The following is a 16,502-nucleotide window of genomic DNA, read 5'->3' as shown; positions in this document are numbered from 1 at the left end:
GCCCAGGCCGGACGGGTGGTGCTCGGTGTTCCACCAGCGCACCCAGTCCAGGAGCAACGCGACGAACGCGGCGAACGCCAGCGGCGGCGCGTCCGGATCGGCGCTCCGGCCTCCCGTGAGCTTGGAGCGGTGGGTGTAGCGCGGCAGGGAGACGAGGAACATCTCCTCGACCGCGTCGTTCAGCGCCTCGACCGTGCCCTCAAGTGCGGGCTGTAGGCCGGCAGGTCATGGACCGGTACGGCGAACGCACCGAGCGCCGAGGTCACTGTGGCGCACAGGAACTCCTTGCCCCGGTCCACGCGCACCAGGGTAGGAAGGCCACCCGCAGGGCCGAACGGTTCGGTACGGGTGATCGAGGCGCGCAGCGCGGCCAGCACCGCATCCCTGGACGGGGCGTGCGGCGTCACCGCAACCCCAGTGATCATCTTTTTGGCACAGTCGATGAACCAGGTGATCCACGGACACACCAACTCACCCTCGACATCGACCTGCACCGGCACGTGCTTGTGGTCACCCTCCCAGCACGCGTTCCTCCACAAGACCGGCCGCTTCCCGAACACGTCATGCGCCCGGCGGGCCGCCTCCCCGCCCCGCAGACCCGCCCGCTCCCCCACCGACAGATCCCTGCGCACCGCCCGTTGCAGGGCCCGCAGCGACGGAACGCATACGGTGGGATCGTCGGCGGCCTGAGCGACAAGCTCGCGGTGGACCGCTGCGGTGTTCCCGCCCCACAACGCAGGTACCAGGGGTACGAGCGGTGCGACGCCCCGGACGGCCGGGACACAGCCGGGGAGACCGTCGGCCGGGGCGGCAGCGAGCCGCTCCCGCTGCTCGCGCCGTACTCGGGTCCGCCGCCTACAGCCGGTACGGCGCCAGCGGCTCGGCCGCCCGGTCCGCGCCGTCCGGCAGAAGAGGCAGCGGCCAGGACGGATCCGGGGCCCAGGCGGGCCAGCCGGCGGCGAACGGCCACGCCTCGTTGTCGAGCATCGCGATCGCGCGACCCTGGGCCTGCTGCACCTGGCGGTCGAGGACGTCGTCGACCACGCCGAGGCGGCGCAGTTGGGCGTACTCGTCGCGGTCCTTGAAGCGGTGGCCGGCCAGGTCGGGGGTGGCGACCAGGTCGAGGGCGAGGTCCATGGTGTCGATCCCGCCCGGTCGGCGGCGGTGGGGCATCTCGAAGTTGACGTACCGGCGCAGGGGTTCGCCGGTGGCGGCGTCCTGGAAGGCGTGGATCGAGAACCACTCCCCCGCCAGGCAGTGCGAGAGGACCGCGGTGCGCTCCCAGCGGTGGGGGCCGAGCGTCCAGGTGCCGGCGGCGAGGTGGTTCAGGCCCTGCTTGCGGACGGTGTCGTCGCCGGTGCGCAAGGCTTCGGTCCAGGTTGTCGGGGCGAGGCCCTCGATCCCCGGCCAGCAGGCCAGAGTCAGCGCGTGGCCGGTGTCGGCCAGCACGCGGTGCGGCCGGGCGGTCCACACCCGCCCGCCGTGGACGTCGCGGCGCAGCACGGCAGCGCCGGGCCGGAACGGTGGGCGGCCGGTGGGGGTGCTTGTCTGGGCGTCCGTCACGACCCGGGCATCCCCCCACACAGGCGCGATGAGTCCACTCGAACGGATGACAGCGCACCAGACCGCCACGGCCGCCCCGCCGCCGGACCGAACGCGACGGCCGGCCTGTTCAACGGCCGACCGACCGGAACCGCGACGGGCGCGGGTGCCCTTCACCAAGGCTTGGTTGGGCGCGACCGTGTGGGGCACGTATACCGGCATGGATGCGGGGGTAGCGGCAGTGGTCGGTGCGGCCGTGGGCATGCTCGGCGGTTCTACGGCCGGGTGGATGGCCCTGGTCGGCCAAGCCAGACAGCAGGAGCGCCAGCAGCTCTTCGACCGGCAGCGCCGGATGGAGGAGGCGCGGCGGGAGGCGTACAGCTCGTGCATCAGTGCGTCGAAGCAGGTGTCGGCCCGCTGGTGGCGTGTGGCGGCGGCGCTGCGGGCGGGCACCTCGACGGCGCAGCAATGGAAAGCGGAGGCCGCCGAGGCGCACGCGGCATGGGCACCGTTCAGCGCAGCGGTGGCCACTGTCACAGTGGTGGGGCCGGCCCCGGTGGCGCAGGCTGCCGAGGAACTCCGCCGCTCCATGCTCGCGTTGGACCGTGCGGCGGTCGCATGGCACGAAGCGGCTCAGGCCACGGGCCGGGGCGATCTTCCGGACTTCGATGAGCGCTACATGGAGGCCGTGGCCGCCAAGCGGCAGCCGGGCAAGGCATTCCAGCAAGCTGCCCGGACCGCCCTCGGCGCCGACACCTGACCGAGCCCACCCCGATGGTCCATACCGTCGAAACCTGTTCCGCCTGCTCCCCGAGCCCAGCCGAACGGCGGCAGAGACCGACAGGCATGGCGCTCCGCCCGGCGGACCCCGGGCACGCCCCGGCACGCCCAGCGCGGGCGCAGCACGGCGTTCGCCGCGCGGGCAGCCTTCAGCTGTTCTTCGGCCTGTGGTGAGGACTCACGCGGCGACGGCCAGGTCCGGCAGGCTGCTCGGGAGCCATCCGCGCTGCCGCAGTCCCGGGGCGCGGCGGCCGCACCAGTCGGTGCAGTAGCGGCGGGGGCGGCCCGGGGCTGCGGGCGGCGGCACCGTCTGTGCGCAGACCGGGCAGTGGCCCGCCGGGACGGGGGTGGCCGGGCGTTCCAGCAGGCGCTGGATGCGATGTTGCTCGTCGAGTTCGAAGGGCTCCTGGTCGGCGGTGCAGTTGGTGAGCAACTTGGCGAAGGCAGTACGTAGTTGGGGGAGGTCGCGGCAGCGGGCGCCGAGGAGGTCGAGGTAGTCCTCGACGGGCCAGGTGGCGAGGGTGGCGGTGCGGGTGAGGTAGAGGCCGACGGTGTCGATGCGGTGGTGGTCGGGGGTGTCGAGGAGGAGGTAGCCGAGGATCTGCCAGGCTGTGGCCTTCTCGAAGCGGCGGGGGTGGCGGGTGCTCTTGATCTCGATCAGCGTGCCCTTGGCCAGGAGGTCGGCGTCGGCGGTGATGTCGATGCCGGCGAACATCACGCCGCCCTTGCAGTGGGCGGGGTCGGTGGTGGCGCGCAGCGTCCGGAAGGGGCCGGTGGCGGCGAGGTGGAGCTGGGCGGTGACGTCGTCGACCAGGTCGCGGTGGGGCAGGTCCAGGAGGCGGTCGAGGGTGAAGGTCTCGGGGGTTTCGACGGCGGCGAGGAACAGCGGGGTGCAGGTGAAGCCGAAGGGGTTGCGGGCGGCGACCTGGTACCAGGCCGCGGCGAGCAGGAGCCGTGCGAGGTCCTGTTCCTCTTCCCAGGAGCGGTTCATCGGCAGGTCCCGGTTGTCCAGGTCCAGGGCGCGGACGGTGGCGGCCAGGCGCTGCAGGAGCTGCTCGCCGACGGCGCCCATGCGCTCGCCGGCCAGGGGGCCGCCCATCTCCCGGCCGGTGTCGATGCCCAGGCGGGTGGCCAGGTCGACGGGGGCGGCGGCGGTGAGCGCCAGGCGCAGGCGCTGGTCGATCGCGGTCCCGACCGTGCCGGCTTCGGTCCCCACCCCTTCGGGCGGCATCAGGACGGGCCGGGCCGCGTACCGGGCGCGGAAGTCCTCCCGCAGCGGCTTCGGGCCCGCCGACATCTCCCGGTCCAGGAAACGGCGCAGCGGTGTGCGGGGGCAGCCGAGGCCGGAGGCCAGGCTCATGCCGTCCACCGCCCCACGGTGACTCTGCTGCGGGCCCGGCCGACGGAGAGCGGCGTGGAGATGGGCACGGTCGGCGTGGTGATGCACAGGTGGTTCGTCATGCCGAGGACGCTAGGAACGCCCCCTGACAGGTTGTAGGACGAACGGAGCAGCCGTGTCGCCCGGCAGGGAAGGTCTTCACCCGCCCGGCCGGACCGGCCGACCACGCCGCCGCCCGGAACCACGACGGGCGCCCAAAGATGCAAAGAGCTGTCACCGACTCCACCCCGGAACACGGCACGGCCGGCACGCGACCCGGACGGACAGGTGCGAGCAGTACGAGCGATGCGAGCAGTGCGAGGAGTGCGACAGCCCGGGAACGGGGCGCGTCCCGGGACGGCCACCGGACGGGGCGGGGCCCTGGGAACACGGGCGGCCGATCAGAGCCGGCCGCGGCCCGACCCTGGACGGACGGCCGAGGCCTGCCCGGCGCCGCGCAGCGCAAGGGCCGCAGCGCGGGTACGCCCCGGGCGGGCAGAGAGCCGGGCCTGAGCGCCGCGAACCAACAGCTATCGCCCCATTTCATACCCGGCGGCCCCGTTGGCCCGCAGGAATGACCCGACGGTCGGCAGGACGGGACCGGGCACCCCCGCGCCGCGAACCTGCGATCACGAAACAGCCGGGCCCGACAGGGCGTCAGGCCGCCTGGCAGGCGAGACGTCAGGTGGGCCGTCAGACAGCCACAGCGGGCCCGTCAGCGCCCGGCTGCGCGGTCCTCCGGCCGTCGGGACCGGGTTCCGTCCCGGCCGGGGCGGCAGGGGGCGGCACGCGCCGGTGGCAGCCCCGCCCGACCGGGCTCGGGTGCTCGACGGCCTGGCCGTCGGGGCGGCCAGCGGCGGCGGACAACAGCCCGCCGCGGGCGCGAACCCCGAACCGACCAACCGGCCAAGACCAAAAGACAGAGGAGAAGGGGTTGCCGGAGTTTTCCGAGCCCCGGTCAGGTGCCTTGAGCTGCGGTGATACCAGGTCAGGCCGCAGGGCTGGGTGCCCACAAGACACCCCGCGAGGGAGCCGGAGAGGTGCCCCACAAGGCGCTCCACAAGATGCGGGGCGGGGTCGGCCGCACCGCCGCCGGGCCCCGGTGCTCGGCGGCCTGGCCGTCGCCGCCCGGCCGCGGGTGTCGGACGGCAGCGAACTGTCAGTGGCTGGCGACGGGCCGCACCGCGCGCTCGGCTGCGGCACGGCCTGCGACTCAACCGCGCTCGGCGGCAGGCCTGGTGACGCACCGGTGACCCGCGCCGCTGATACTTCATGTCGTTTCGCTGAACCGGGTGTCGTCCGGCAAGGCGGACGCGAAGGGGAGGCCGAGCGCCGTCTCCGCCTGACCGCCCCTTGACCGCAGACCCCACAGCCCCTCTCATGGAAGGACGGCGGGGAGGTGGTCACGGTGGCCGACGGACCGAACGGCGGACGCGACGTACCGGGGACGGTGATGGCCGTGGTGCTGGCGGTGATCGTGCTCGCCCTGATGCTCTGGGGGGCGACCGCGAACGACGCCCCGCCCGGCCGGTCCGGCTGCACGGCCTCCTGCGACTGGCACTGAGCCTGCGCCTCTCGACCCTCGGCGATGGCCCTTTTGAGCACCCCCTGGGGGACTGTCCCCGCATGGGCGAGCGCCAGGTAGACCTGAGGAGCGTGTTGCCGCACGGCTGGTCCTTGTGACCGTCACTTCTCGTGCCTCATGTCGCCGATCACTGACATCTCACGTCGCGACCCACTGACGTTCTGACGTCGTCCGACACGCGCTCGGGGCCGCGGCCGAACGCGACGCGTACGAGGTTCTCCGGCCGGGCCGCCCGCCGGAGAAGCGAGGCTGACGTGGGGCGGGGCCGGATCGGCCCCGCCCTCTCGTGTCCCGGGCAGGCTCTCTACAAGCTTCGTCCACCCGCACAGCCGCCGTTCCTGCCCGGTGGTGTCGACCAGGACGGCCAGGCGCCGGAACTGAGCCGGGCGCAGCCCGGTGAACACCTCGATGAGCTCACGACGCTCCGCCGACAGTACCTGCGCATCCAGACCGACGCTGCCCGGCCCACGGAGTTACGAGACAGCCTTTGGACACGCCGAGGGCCGGCCTGTCGCCCCGGCCGCACCGGGTGTCTTGAGCGGCTTCCGTCGGCCCCGGGCGAACGGTGAAAAGTGGCCCCACCCCTCAACGGGCAGTCGACAGGTCGGCTCGCCGCCGCCGGCCTCTTCTCGCTGGCTGCGCTTGTGCCCGGGCTGTCTACGGGCCTGGCGGTCGAACACCTGGCGGGTCCGCTTCCCGCCGTTGTGGTGGACTTCAGGGCGCCGCGGACCTTGGGCTCGGCGGCCTGGTCGTCGTCGCCCGCCGCCCGGCCGGAGAGCGGGACAGCGCAGCTGGAAACGGAACCACCGCGGTCGCCGACAGGCGGATGCGAGGAGAGGCCGGGCGTCGGTGAGCGGCCCGCCCCGAGCCGGCCGTGCCCGCCCTGCCACCGCCCATCGTCAGGAGCGGGCCCGCCGTACTCGACGGCCTGGCCGTCGGACGGCCGGCGGCGGCGATGAACAGCCCGCCGCGGGCGCGAACGCCGGACGGCCTGGTCGGGGCCGGGTGGCAGGCCGGGCGGCGCGCACCGGTCTGTCGCCCGGCCCGTATCCAGGTCGCACGGAACGGGCGGGATCGGCAGGCGGCTCGCCTACTGGCAGCGCTGCCGGGGGCCGGCGCTGATCCGGAGGGGCAGGGCGGTGGCGGGGGCTTCGATCAGGGCGGTCGTCAGCAGTTGGTTCCCAGGACGATCATGGAGGCGCTGTCTATCGCGCCGTACCAGTCGATGCAGTGGCCCTTCCCGTAGACGTACACCGGGCCGGCGTATCCGCCGTAGTACCCCGCGTCGACGTCCGCCCAGCCGGGATCGCCCGCCTGTGAGATCTTGACGACCATCCACGGCTTGGTGCCGTCGTTGTAGCGCGTGGTCACCGCGCAGTTCATGCCGTTGGAGGAGTTGTAGGTCAGGTAGAGCGTGCCGTTGCCGACGGGGGCCGAGTTGACCACCGAGTAGCCGGAGCCGCAGGCCCCGTTGTAGGGCGCCGCGAGGATCTGCCGCGGAGCTGCGGCGGCCGGAATGGTCCCCAGGACGGACAGCGCCGCCGCTCCGAGAGCGGCCTTCGTCGCCAGGGTCTTGCCGGAACGGGTCTTGCTCTTCGGCCGAGCAGTGCGTGTGGTCATGCCGTTTCTCCCTTGTCCGTGGCATCGCTGTGCCTGGTCGCATCGGCGGGAAGCCCTCGCCGGCTGCTGTGGTAGGGCCGTCTCAGCCTCGTTCGCCTGAGGGGGCGGCGTCTTGTACAAATGCGAACGTCCTTGGCGGGCAGGCCCGTTGAGCTGGTTCGGCGCGGCAGCGGCGAGCGCTGTGGGCCGCCGAGCGGCGGTTGGTGCCGAAGGGGGGTGGAAGCGATCTGCGTGGACAGCATGAAGTGGCCGCCCTTACCGCTGGGGTGTACCGGCCCCGTGTGTGTTTCGGGCCGATCCGGCCGCCAGTACCGCGCTGGTGACCTGGCCCGTGAGCCGGTCGGTCGGTTCGGCCCGCGTCGGGCGGCCGCGGTGGCGGAAGAAGTCGCCGGGGGTATGGCCGACCATGGCCCGGAAGGCCCGGTCGAGGTGCGCCTGGTCGTAGAAACCGCACTCCGCCGCGACCTGGGCCCCGCTGCTTCCGGGCGAGGCATCGAACGCCGCCAGGGTCCGCTGGAGCCGCAGGATCTGCGCGACCTGCTTCGGCGGCATGCCGAGCTGTTCCCGGAAGCGCAGTTCCAGCCGCCGTCGGCTCCACCCCGTCAGCTCGGCCAGTTGCTGGACGGGCACTGCCCCGGCGGTCCGGCGGATCTCGTGCCACGCCGTGGTCACCGAGGGCGCCCATTGGTGACCGGCCGACAGCCGTGCGACGAAGAACGCGTCGAGCAGGGCGTGGCGCGCGTCCCAGCCGTCGGCGTCCGCCAACTGCTCGGCCAGGTGGCGTTCCTGACGGCGGAGCAGCTGCCTGATGTCGACCCACTGGTCTCCCAACTCCGCGACAGCGGGACCGAAGACACCGTACGCGGCCTGTGGAGTCAGCGAGACCGCCACACCGGACAGTGAGCCGCTGTGCTCGGCGACCGTCGCCGTCCGGCGCAGGCCTGCCACCATCGAGGAGAGCGGGACAACGGGCCCTCCCAGGACGGCGTCCGTGAGCCGCAGGGAGCCCTCGAAACCGAAGGTCACCGTGAGCACGTCCGTTGGCACTTCCAGGCGGCGCCTGAGTCGGCGCAGGTTCAGCCGGTAGCCGCGGTACCCGAGCACCTGCCCCCGCAGGCGGGTTTCCGGGAGTGCGTGGACCGTCTGCCACTCCCCGTCGGTCTCCGAGAATCCCTGATCCATTCGCATGCCGTCCTCCTGTGCGAAAAGACGAGCTATTGGAATGTCCATGATGACCAGGCGCGCAAAAGCACGGGGGAAAGACAGCAAGGTCGTCCGATGACGTGCGCCAAGGAGTCCCCTCTGGCTGAAAGCCGGCTCTTCGGCCGGATCTGTGGGTGTGATCATGCGGGTTGGCGTCGGGGCAGGGGGCAGGGTGGGGCGGTTGCCGCCGGGGCGGACGCGATGACGGCTTCGACGCTCCGGGCCTTCGCCCACCCGCAGCGCGGAGGCCTCTTCACGCCCCAGCCAGTGGATGCCGGCGCCCCGCTGACCGTCCTGCTGCTCTTGGCCGCCGCCAACGCGACGGTGCTGTACGCCACCGCCTTCAGCCCCGCACCAGCCGCTGGTACACCCACGCCCACCGGACCCCCGGCCGCCACCCACTCGGGTGGCGGCCACCACTACGACTCCGCGCACCAGCACCGGAGGCCGCGCCGCCAGCAATTGGATGCCAGGCCGCGCAGTTCGGCCACCAACTCGCAACGGCCGTGTCGCACCGACCAGCGGGCGGGGTGTGGGTCCCGGCCGAGGCCTGGCCCCGCTCCGCACCGGGTGGCTCGTGTCGGCTACTGTCTGCCATCATTCAGAAGATCGCACAGCTCGCGGCATCCATATTCATCATCGGCCTGTCTGGCCTGGTGACAGGGTGTTCATCCGCCCAGCCTGAGGTCACCCGGCCTGCTCCGTCGATGCCCGCGCTGGCTTCGTCGTCACCCTCCGTGTCAGCCGCGCCGGTGGTGGCGGACCGGTTCCAGTCCGTCAACGCCGGCGCCGCCGCTTTCGTGAACATCACCCACCGCGGCGGCCGGCCGTCGGCGGAGACCTGCGCCGCACAGTGGAACGAACTGTCGCCGTCGAAGCAGGCGAGTCTGGACCGGGCCGGCTTCGACGCGGGCTGCTACGGCGATTCCCAGCCGGAGACCATCACCTTCGGTGCCGACAGCACCCCCAGCACCACTCCCTGACCCCCGGGCCCGACGGACCGGCCGCAACAGCAGGCGGGCACAAGCCGGCCAGCACTGCCTCCCCACCCACCGGTCAGATCACGTGTCAATCGGTCAATGTCACCTGTCAGAGGACATGTAGCCGGCGGGTCCATGCCTCGCATTACAGGGCGGGCTGTTGACCATCGAATTTCACTAAACCGAATGATCACGCAATGGCCGAACCTCGGCTCAGGGGTTCGAGGCCGATGCGCCACCAGGAACACCAGCAGGCCGTTCTGCACGGTCGTGGGGTCGGCGAGGAAGTAGCCGTCGTGGACGGCGACCCATCCGTCGCCGCCGTCCAGGCCGCGTTCGACCCAGCCGACCTGGCGGCCCTCGCCGAGAACGACCTGGACGTCCGGCTGCACCGTCCACCCCACAAGCGCCCAGTTGCAGCCGAAGACGCGCTCGTCGAGCGGAACGTGGACGTCCATCCCTCGGGGCAGGCCGCGCAGCATCGGGCCCCTCGGCACCGCCACCGTCCCCGCGCAGCCGGCGCTCGGCCCCGGGTGCCGACGACGCGGGCGCGGCAGACGTGGCCGGTGTTTCTCCCCGGGGTGCTGGAGGCGGAAGAGCGCGGTCCGCCGACAATGTCGCAGTTTCTCCCCGGGGCGGAACGGTGTGCGGCCGGGGCTCCCTGGGACCGCCCGGACCGGTCCCGGGGCGCGCGGTTTCTCCCCAGGGGGATTCGGTGCGCGGTGCCGGGGCGGGCGCACCGGAGCGGAGCGCGTGGCGGAATCGGCCGGTGCGAGGGCCGTGAGCAGGTCGGCGACGAACCGGGCGAGCCACTCGCACCGGCGCGTTCTTCGGCGAGCACTGCGGCCGGGACCCGCCGGTCGACGACGGCCTCCAGCAACCGGCGCAGCTCGGCCGGACCGACGGCCTCGACCGCCCACTGCGCCGGGCGGTCGGGGTCGAAGCCGTAGGTCGCGGCGAAGCCGGGCCGGGGGTTTGTGCGATCGCCGACAGGCCGTTTCGGTCATTCGGTGGCCGATATCCGCGGAGGATCGCCTTCTTTCCCGGATGCCGCACCCCGGGGTGCGGGGGGCTGCCATGCTCATCAGAGGAATGTGACATTTCACATTCCGCCCATCGTCCCATCCCCGCCCCCGAGGAGAGACACCCATGAAGACCACCGTCATCGCCGTCGCCGCCGCGGCGGCCCTGACCACCCTGGCCACCGCCCAGGGGGCCGCCGCCGCGCCGAGCGGCCCGGTCGGCCCGGTCGTGACCTGCGGCACCCCTGGCGCACCCGGCCCGCTGCTGACCCAGGCCTGCGTCGAGGTGACCGGCAACCAGGTCCGCTTCTACGGGGTGGCCACGCCCGGCGACCCGTCCTGGCAGCCCCGGCTCCTCGGCTTCACCGTCTCCGGCACGGTCGTCGGCAGCGCCCCCCTCGCCCCCGTCCACCCGGGCCTCATCGTCCAGGCCGGCGCGAACCAGGTCGGCAGCGTCTTCTCCAGCGCCCCGTGCGGCGCCACCGTCAGCACCACCTTCTCGGTGGCCCAGCCCGGCTGGCCCACCTCGACCGCCACCGTCTCCACCGTGGTGGCCTGCTGACGCCGGACTCCCGCGGGTGTGCCCCGGCCCCCCGGGGCACACCCCGCCACCACCCTCCGCAAGGGCCTTCCAGCGGCAGCAGATCCACCGGCGCAGGTCCACCGGCACCCGCATCCCGCCAGGGCGAACCGGCCGGTGCCGCACAGCCCGAGCACGGGAGCCGGCCACCGCAACAGCGCCCCGACCCACCGGATCCCGACCGTCCTGCGCCGGCGGTGTCAGTCGCGGGTCATTCCGAAGACCCGCCGGAAGCCGGATCTCGGGAACGCCCTTGTGTGCCTGCCGACGTCCGCGCAGTCCGTCCCGGACGATCCCGGTCGGTTCGGCATTCCGGGCCGGTCGAGCGGTTGGCGGGACGAGTCCAGTGGCCCCGACTGCCGAACAGCCTTCGAGGAGCCCGCAGATCTCCCGCTTCCGCTCCTTGCGAGTGCCGTCGAGCTTGTCTTCCTTCTCGGCCTCGCCGGGCCACGGTCCGGCGTTGGTCGCGAGTGCGAAGTCGATCTCGACGAAGGGGTTGCCGTCTCGGAGGAGTTCGAGCTCCTCCCCGACCGGTGCGGACCGGGCCCGAGGCCGGGTTCGCGGGTGCTGAGTGGCCGGCAGCCGCAGCCCACCTGATTTCGGCGAGCGGATGGAACTCGAAGATCGGACAGCGGCCGCAACCAAGTACCAGGCCCCGGCGCAGCACGCCTTGCCTCGCCCATTCGTCGATCTGTGCGCGCCGCGCGGGAGCGTCCCGATCGGCCTCCTCCTGTGCGACGACCGCTTCCCGGGACGGCACGACGGCGGACTTCGGCTCCCCAAAGCTGTCCTGGGGCAGGTTCTTGCGGGAATCGTCGGGCAAGAAGCGGCGCAGGGGCGGCCGACCGCGGCCGGCGGCGAGTCCGGGTGGGGCAGGTGCGGGAAGTACATGCAGTACGCGGAGTGCGACGGCCCGGCCGCCGGGTGGCCCGCGGCGGCGGGGAGCCGCTCCCCCGGCCCGCACGAGGCACCAGGTGGTCATCCTTTCCGCTCCACCTGGTGCCGCGACCCTGCCCTGCCGTTCGGGTACTTCGCCCGGTGCCAGGAAGTACCCGGAGAAGTAGTCGGCGCCCATGGACAGTGGACCAACCGCACGCCGAGCCGGCCGAACACCCGACCGGGCGCCGGGGCCGGCCTTCCCGGGCAGGTTCAACAAAGGCAGCCGGGCCGGCGCAAGCCGATCGGGCTGCTGCCCGAACCGCCTGCGGGAAGAGGACCGGCTCAGCCCTGTTCCATGCCGAAGAGCGTTTCGTCACGCTGTTGTGCGGCAGGATGGGGAACCACGGCACCCGAGGCGTTGCGCAGCTGCGGCAGCTCCATCATCAGGGTCATCAGGTCGACCGGCGGGTTGTGGCCTCCGGACCGCTTCCGGAGGAATTCCCTGAGGTGGATCTTTCGGGCCGGGATCGTGCGGGCTCCGTCGAGGACGCCACTGGCGACAAGTTCCTCGGCAAGTGCCGGCAGCTGGGTCATGTACTCGCTGAAGACGGCCTCCGCGGCCTCGTCGATTGCGCTGATGGCCTCGTGCACCGCACGCATCCGAATCCGGTGCGCCTCGTAGTCGCGTTCGTCCGAGCGTGGCAGCAGCCGCTCGGCTGCCCTGCGTCGGGCCTGGGAGTCCTTGGCCTCGCGGAAGGACGGCTCGTCCTGCAGCAGGCGCGAAAGCCGCGCAACCTCTGCCTGTTCGCCCTTCGCGTGGTCTGTACGAATCCGCTCGACGGCGTTGTCCTGCTCCTCCTGCGCCTTTTCGGCGTCGGCCGCCAGGTCTTTGGCCCAGGAGGCCTGGCGGGACCAGAACACGGCGATGCCGTCCAGGACGGCGCAGAGCTGCACTTCCTCCACCTGTCCATCGCGACGCCTGGCTCGGCGCCGCAAGCGTTCGATCACCTCCCCACCGGTCTCGCGCCCCAGTGGGGAATCGGGGTCGTCGTACTCCTCGAAGACATCGGCCAGGAAGTCGTCGGCGTCGAAGGTGGTCGTGCGATGGAACAGAACCCGGGCACCGGCCGCACGTGCGAGGCCGCAGAATTCGTCTGCTGTCACCGCTTCGCCGTCCACATCCGCACGACCTGGGTGGTCCTCCGGTAGAGCTGGAATCACGTGCAGGCCGTACTCACCCGCCAAGACGGGCAAACGATCGCGCAGCTCGACGAGAACAACGTCGTCCTTCATCTCGACACCTCCATCACTCAATGCTTTATCGCCATGACGGTAAGTGACGACACTGACGTCGCGTCACCCGCACGGCGGGCAACCACATGGATGAATCGGAGCTGCCGGCCGGCACCGCCCCGATCGAGGACCTCATCCAGCGGTGGACGGAGCTGTAGGGCAATCGAAGAAATTCGTCTCGGGCGCGGCGGGCTTGGTGGTGTCGGCCATCGCGCGGTGCCTTCCGGTGTCGGGTGCGAGAAACAGGTGGTCGACCGCGGCGGCGGTTCCGGCGGAGCGGCGAGACCGGCGTCGCGGGCCTCGGTACGGGCCCGCTCGGCCCGCTCGGCAAGGCGGGCCTGCGCGACGTCGCAGCCGGCCATCCGTCCGCTGTCGAGGTCGTCGCTGTGCTCGTCGGGACAGCGCCAGGTCGTGCTTTCGGCGACGGCCAAGGCCCAGTCGAGGACGTCGTACTCCAACCGGGAGATGGCGGCTGACGCCTGCTCGGGGTGTGGCCGGCGGCCGTGGCGAGCTGGTCAGCAGGGTGCGGCCATTGCCGTGCAGCGCGGACTCCAGGGCGAGCGCGGGGCGGCCCGGGGCGGTGGTGCTACTGAAGTCTTGCGGGGCGCGGGTCAGCCGGTGACGATCTCGGCGTGCCGGGTGAGCGCGTCCAGGAGCGCGGTCTGCTGGTCGGTCAGCTTGCCGTCGGTGCGGGCCTTGTCCTGCTTGCGCAGCCAGGTGCCGGGGCGGAAGGCGGGGTCGTCGCCGAGGCCGGTGCGGTTGGCGGGGCCGGCCAAGCTGCCGCCGGCGGCGAGGTAGGCGAGCAGGCGGCGGTAGGAGCGGTTCCAGTCCGGCTCCAGCCGCCACAGCTCGTCCAGGCCGTCGAGCTTCGCCAGCTGGTCGGCGGTGAGGTTCTCGGCCTTGCGCTGGCGGCGCATCCACGCGCCCACCGCGTAGTCGTCCAGCTTCGTGGTGGCGGGGATGGCGAGGTGGCCGTGCCGGCGGTGGAAGGCGGCGGCGTACGCGGCGCCGCGTTCCCAGGCGTTGGCGTTCTTCGACCAGATCATGCCGAGCGCGTCCAACTCGCTGACGCGGGCCGGGTCCAGGAGCTGCTGGCCGCCCAGGTGGCGCTGGCGGGCGAGCCAGGAGACCAGCTCGGTGTGCTTCTCGCGGTCGGTGGGGTCGAGGTGGCCGTGCTCGATGTGGAACGCGGTGGCGACGGCGTGCATCCGCTGCCACTCGACCGCGCGCGGGTTGAACGCCCGCAGCTTCACCGTCTGCAGGATCCGGGCGGCGTGCTGCTTCGCGTTGATCCGCAGCCACTCAATCGGCGACTCCACCGGCACCGCCGGCTGCTGCTCGGCCGCCCCGGCCTCGGTGGCCCCGGCCTCGGCGGCCGTGGTGGTGGAGGTGTGCGCGGTGCCCTGGGAGCGGTGGGCGCGCAGTTCGGTGATGCGGCCGACTACCCGGGCGTCGTGCGCGGCGAGGGCGCGCAGGACCCGCCAGATGGTGCGGAACGAGCTGGCCTCGATCTCGGCGTCGGCCTCCGCCTTCACCGCCTCGCCGGCGTCGTGGACCTCGGCCGGGTCCGCGGTGGCGGTGTCGTCGCCGACCTCCGGCGTCGGGAGGTAGACCGGGATGACGACCCAGCTGACCTTGCCCTGCCGGTAGGACTGGCGCAGCGCGCGGCCGACGGCCTGGACGATGTCGATGACTGAGCTCTTGGGGTCGGCGAAGACGATCGCGTCCACGGCGGCGACGTCGATTCCTTCTGTCAGGAGCCGGCTGTTGCAGAGGATGCCGCACTCCTCGCCGTCCTCGCCGGTGTGGGCCTTGAACTCGGCGAACGCGGCCCGGCGGTCCTTGAGCCGGTCGGTACCGGCCACGGCCTTCGCCCAGATCCGCTCCGGGCGCTCCGCGTCCTCCAGCAGCTCCGAGGCCTCCAGCAGGGAGTTCGCGAACTCCCGGGCCGCCGACACCCGGGAGTGGAACGTGATGACCCTCCTGAGTTCGAGGTCGGCGACCGCGCGCAGCACCGCGATCTGCAACGCGAGGCGCAGGAGCTCCTCGTTGCTGCGCTGGGAGCGCAGGTCGGCGACGGCGGGGAGGTTGAGGAGCTCGCGCAGGTCTTCGTCGGTGACGACGGGCACGAGGACGCGGTAGTCGGCGAGGTAGCCGTGTTCGATGCCCTGTCCGAGGGTCCAGGTGAAGCAGGTCTTGCCGTAGATCGTCTCGTCGTCCATCGAGCACAACGCGGGCAGCGCCTGGCCGTCGGTGTCGGTGAGGTCGGCCAGGCCGTCCTTCGCGCGCCGGTCGTCGGCAATCCTCGGCGTCGCGGTGAAGTACAACCGGCGCTTCGCCTGAACCTGTGCGTCGTCGTGGACCGCCGCCCACGCCTTCCCCTCCGCACCAGCGGTGCGGTGCGCCTCGTCGATGACCACCAGGTCCCAGGCCGGCAGGCCGTACAGCTGGTGAGCCTGGACGATCCGCTCCAGGCTCGCGTACGTGGCATAGACGGTGACCGGCTGGTTGTCGGGGGCGCCGTTGACCAGGTCGGTGAGCCGGGCCGCCTGGGTGGTCACCTCGGCGTGGATCCGGCCGCCAGCTTCCGCGCTCTCCAGCGCCTCGTCACGCGAGCACGCCGCCACGGCCAGCCCGCGGCGCCCGCCCCGCAGCGACCATGCCTCGGCCGTCTGCTCCAGCAGCTCGATCGTCGGCACCAGAACCAGAACGGTGCCGCGCGCCGCCAGGCGCCGGGCGCAGCCGGCCGCGATGAGGGTCTTGCCGGAGCCGGTCGCGGCCACGACGGTGGCGCGGCCGCCGTCCTTCACCTCGCGCACCGCGGCCGCCACCGCGTCCTTCTGGAACCAGTGCAACGGCAACGGATTCACTGTGGTGCCTGACGGCTGCGCCGGAAGCGGCGGCACGGCCCGGGCGCGCAGAGCGGCCGGCACGTCCTGCTCGGCGGCGGTGGTGGTCTCCACAGCGGTACGTCTCCTGTTTCTACCGGTGGCGCGGGGCAGTCGCCCAGGTGGGCGGCTCCGCGGCTAGGCCTGATCGGGAATCAGTACGAAGTGGGCGCCCCGCTGAGGGGTGCCCACCCGCGCGGCTACTCAGGCGTGTTGGCGTCGCTGGCCGGCAGTTCGTGGGTCTCGGTCTCGTCTGTCCAGTTGTAGACCCACTGCTTGCGGACCGTGACGGTGCTGGCCCACGGGAACAGGCCTTCGGCGAGTCCGATGACTCGGTCCGAGATGGTGTCGAGTGCCTTCTGAATCTTGGCGCCGTGGATGTTCTTCTTCAGACCCTGCGGCACCTCGAACTCGAAGCTGATTCGAAGGGCACGGGGTGTGCCGGTGGGCTCCGTCATGATGGCCCCTTTCGATTGACTTTCCTCAGGGTAGGCACATTTGGTGAGATATGCAGGATTTCATGAAAGTTGCAGCTGAGCGCTTCACTCGGCGAGTTGATCGGCTGGGCAGGGTATCGCCGGAGTTGGACCGATGAACCTGGTTTGAGTAATTTCTCCCCCGCACTCCATGACGTGTTGTGTCCTGAGTGCCGTGGACGGCGTACATAGCGGGAGCGCTGAGACAGGGCCGGTCTGGTCGCACAGCTGCTCGCTGGATGATCTTCTGGTTCCGTACGAGATCCCCGCACGCGC

Annotated in this window: 13 protein-coding genes; 4 read left to right on the top strand and 9 right to left on the bottom strand. The window is 72.0% G+C overall.

Annotation, left to right across the window (positions count from 1 at the left end; all coding sequences use genetic code 11):
- Positions 1-179 precede the first annotated feature (179 nt).
- Both ACFYS8_RS17780 and ACFYS8_RS17775 read right to left on the bottom strand, forming a co-directional pair.
- The gene (locus tag ACFYS8_RS17780; RefSeq protein WP_387642093.1) at positions 180-500 is read right to left on the bottom strand and encodes a hypothetical protein; all 321 of its coding nucleotides are present in this window, start codon (positions 498-500) and stop codon (positions 180-182) included.
- 355 nt (positions 501-855) lie between these two features.
- Complete coding sequence (locus tag ACFYS8_RS17775; RefSeq protein ID WP_387642090.1) at positions 856-1,563, bottom strand: DUF402 domain-containing protein; 708 nt, start codon at positions 1,561-1,563, stop codon at positions 856-858.
- A 166-nt stretch (positions 1,564-1,729) separates the two neighbouring features.
- On the opposite strand from ACFYS8_RS17775, the gene ACFYS8_RS17770 reads away from it, so the two are divergent.
- The gene (locus ACFYS8_RS17770) at positions 1,730-2,302 is read left to right on the top strand and encodes a hypothetical protein (protein WP_387642087.1); all 573 of its coding nucleotides are present in this window, start codon (positions 1,730-1,732) and stop codon (positions 2,300-2,302) included.
- A 198-nt stretch (positions 2,303-2,500) separates the two neighbouring features.
- On the opposite strand, the gene ACFYS8_RS17765 is transcribed toward ACFYS8_RS17770, so the two are convergent.
- Positions 2,501-3,682 (bottom strand): hypothetical protein, encoded by a 1,182-nt coding sequence (locus ACFYS8_RS17765; protein ID WP_387642192.1) that lies wholly within the window; start codon positions 3,680-3,682, stop codon positions 2,501-2,503.
- Positions 3,683-5,108: 1,426 nt separating this feature from the next.
- Here ACFYS8_RS17765 and ACFYS8_RS17760 point away from each other — a divergent pair.
- Positions 5,109-5,264 carry a hypothetical protein gene (locus ACFYS8_RS17760; protein ID WP_363483589.1) on the top strand — a complete coding sequence of 52 codons (156 nt, stop codon included), beginning with the start codon at positions 5,109-5,111 and terminating at the stop codon, positions 5,262-5,264.
- Positions 5,265-6,452: 1,188 nt separating this feature from the next.
- On the opposite strand, the gene ACFYS8_RS17755 is transcribed toward ACFYS8_RS17760, so the two are convergent.
- Both ACFYS8_RS17755 and ACFYS8_RS17750 read right to left on the bottom strand, forming a co-directional pair.
- The gene (locus ACFYS8_RS17755) at positions 6,453-6,905 is read right to left on the bottom strand and encodes a spore-associated protein A (protein ID WP_387642084.1); all 453 of its coding nucleotides are present in this window, start codon (positions 6,903-6,905) and stop codon (positions 6,453-6,455) included.
- 255 nt (positions 6,906-7,160) lie between these two features.
- Positions 7,161-8,093, bottom strand: coding sequence for a helix-turn-helix domain-containing protein (locus tag ACFYS8_RS17750; protein WP_387642082.1), 933 nt, complete (start codon positions 8,091-8,093; stop codon positions 7,161-7,163).
- 752 nt (positions 8,094-8,845) lie between these two features.
- Between ACFYS8_RS17750 and ACFYS8_RS17745 the strand changes: the two genes are divergently transcribed.
- Positions 8,846-9,091, top strand: a complete 246-nt coding sequence (locus tag ACFYS8_RS17745) for a hypothetical protein (protein ID WP_387642079.1) — start codon at positions 8,846-8,848, stop codon at positions 9,089-9,091.
- Between the two features lie 1,146 nt (positions 9,092-10,237).
- Positions 10,238-10,672 carry a hypothetical protein gene (locus tag ACFYS8_RS17740; RefSeq protein ID WP_387642077.1) on the top strand — a complete coding sequence of 145 codons (435 nt, stop codon included), beginning with the start codon at positions 10,238-10,240 and terminating at the stop codon, positions 10,670-10,672.
- A gap of 1,239 nt (positions 10,673-11,911) precedes the next feature.
- Here ACFYS8_RS17740 and ACFYS8_RS17735 read toward each other — a convergent pair.
- The 4 genes from ACFYS8_RS17735 to ACFYS8_RS17720 form a co-directional block, all read right to left on the bottom strand.
- A complete protein-coding gene (locus ACFYS8_RS17735; protein ID WP_387642075.1) occupies positions 11,912-12,862 on the bottom strand; it encodes a hypothetical protein in 951 nt (316 codons plus the stop codon).
- A gap of 17 nt (positions 12,863-12,879) precedes the next feature.
- On the bottom strand, positions 12,880-13,320 hold the full coding sequence (locus ACFYS8_RS17730) for a hypothetical protein (RefSeq protein WP_387642072.1): 441 nt from the start codon (positions 13,318-13,320) through the stop codon (positions 12,880-12,882).
- Between the two features lie 153 nt (positions 13,321-13,473).
- Positions 13,474-15,825, bottom strand: coding sequence for a Helicase associated domain protein (locus ACFYS8_RS17725; protein ID WP_387642070.1), 2,352 nt, complete (start codon positions 15,823-15,825; stop codon positions 13,474-13,476).
- Positions 15,826-15,950: 125 nt separating this feature from the next.
- On the bottom strand, positions 15,951-16,208 hold the full coding sequence (locus ACFYS8_RS17720; RefSeq protein ID WP_387642068.1) for a hypothetical protein: 258 nt from the start codon (positions 16,206-16,208) through the stop codon (positions 15,951-15,953).
- Between the last annotated feature and the right edge of the window lie 294 nt (positions 16,209-16,502).

The organism is Kitasatospora sp. NPDC004615 (assembly GCF_042873545.1).
Taxonomy (GTDB): domain Bacteria; phylum Actinomycetota; class Actinomycetes; order Streptomycetales; family Streptomycetaceae; genus Kitasatospora.
The sequence above is the reverse complement of the archived record's forward strand: the minus strand, read 5'-3'. Positions and strand labels throughout refer to the sequence as shown.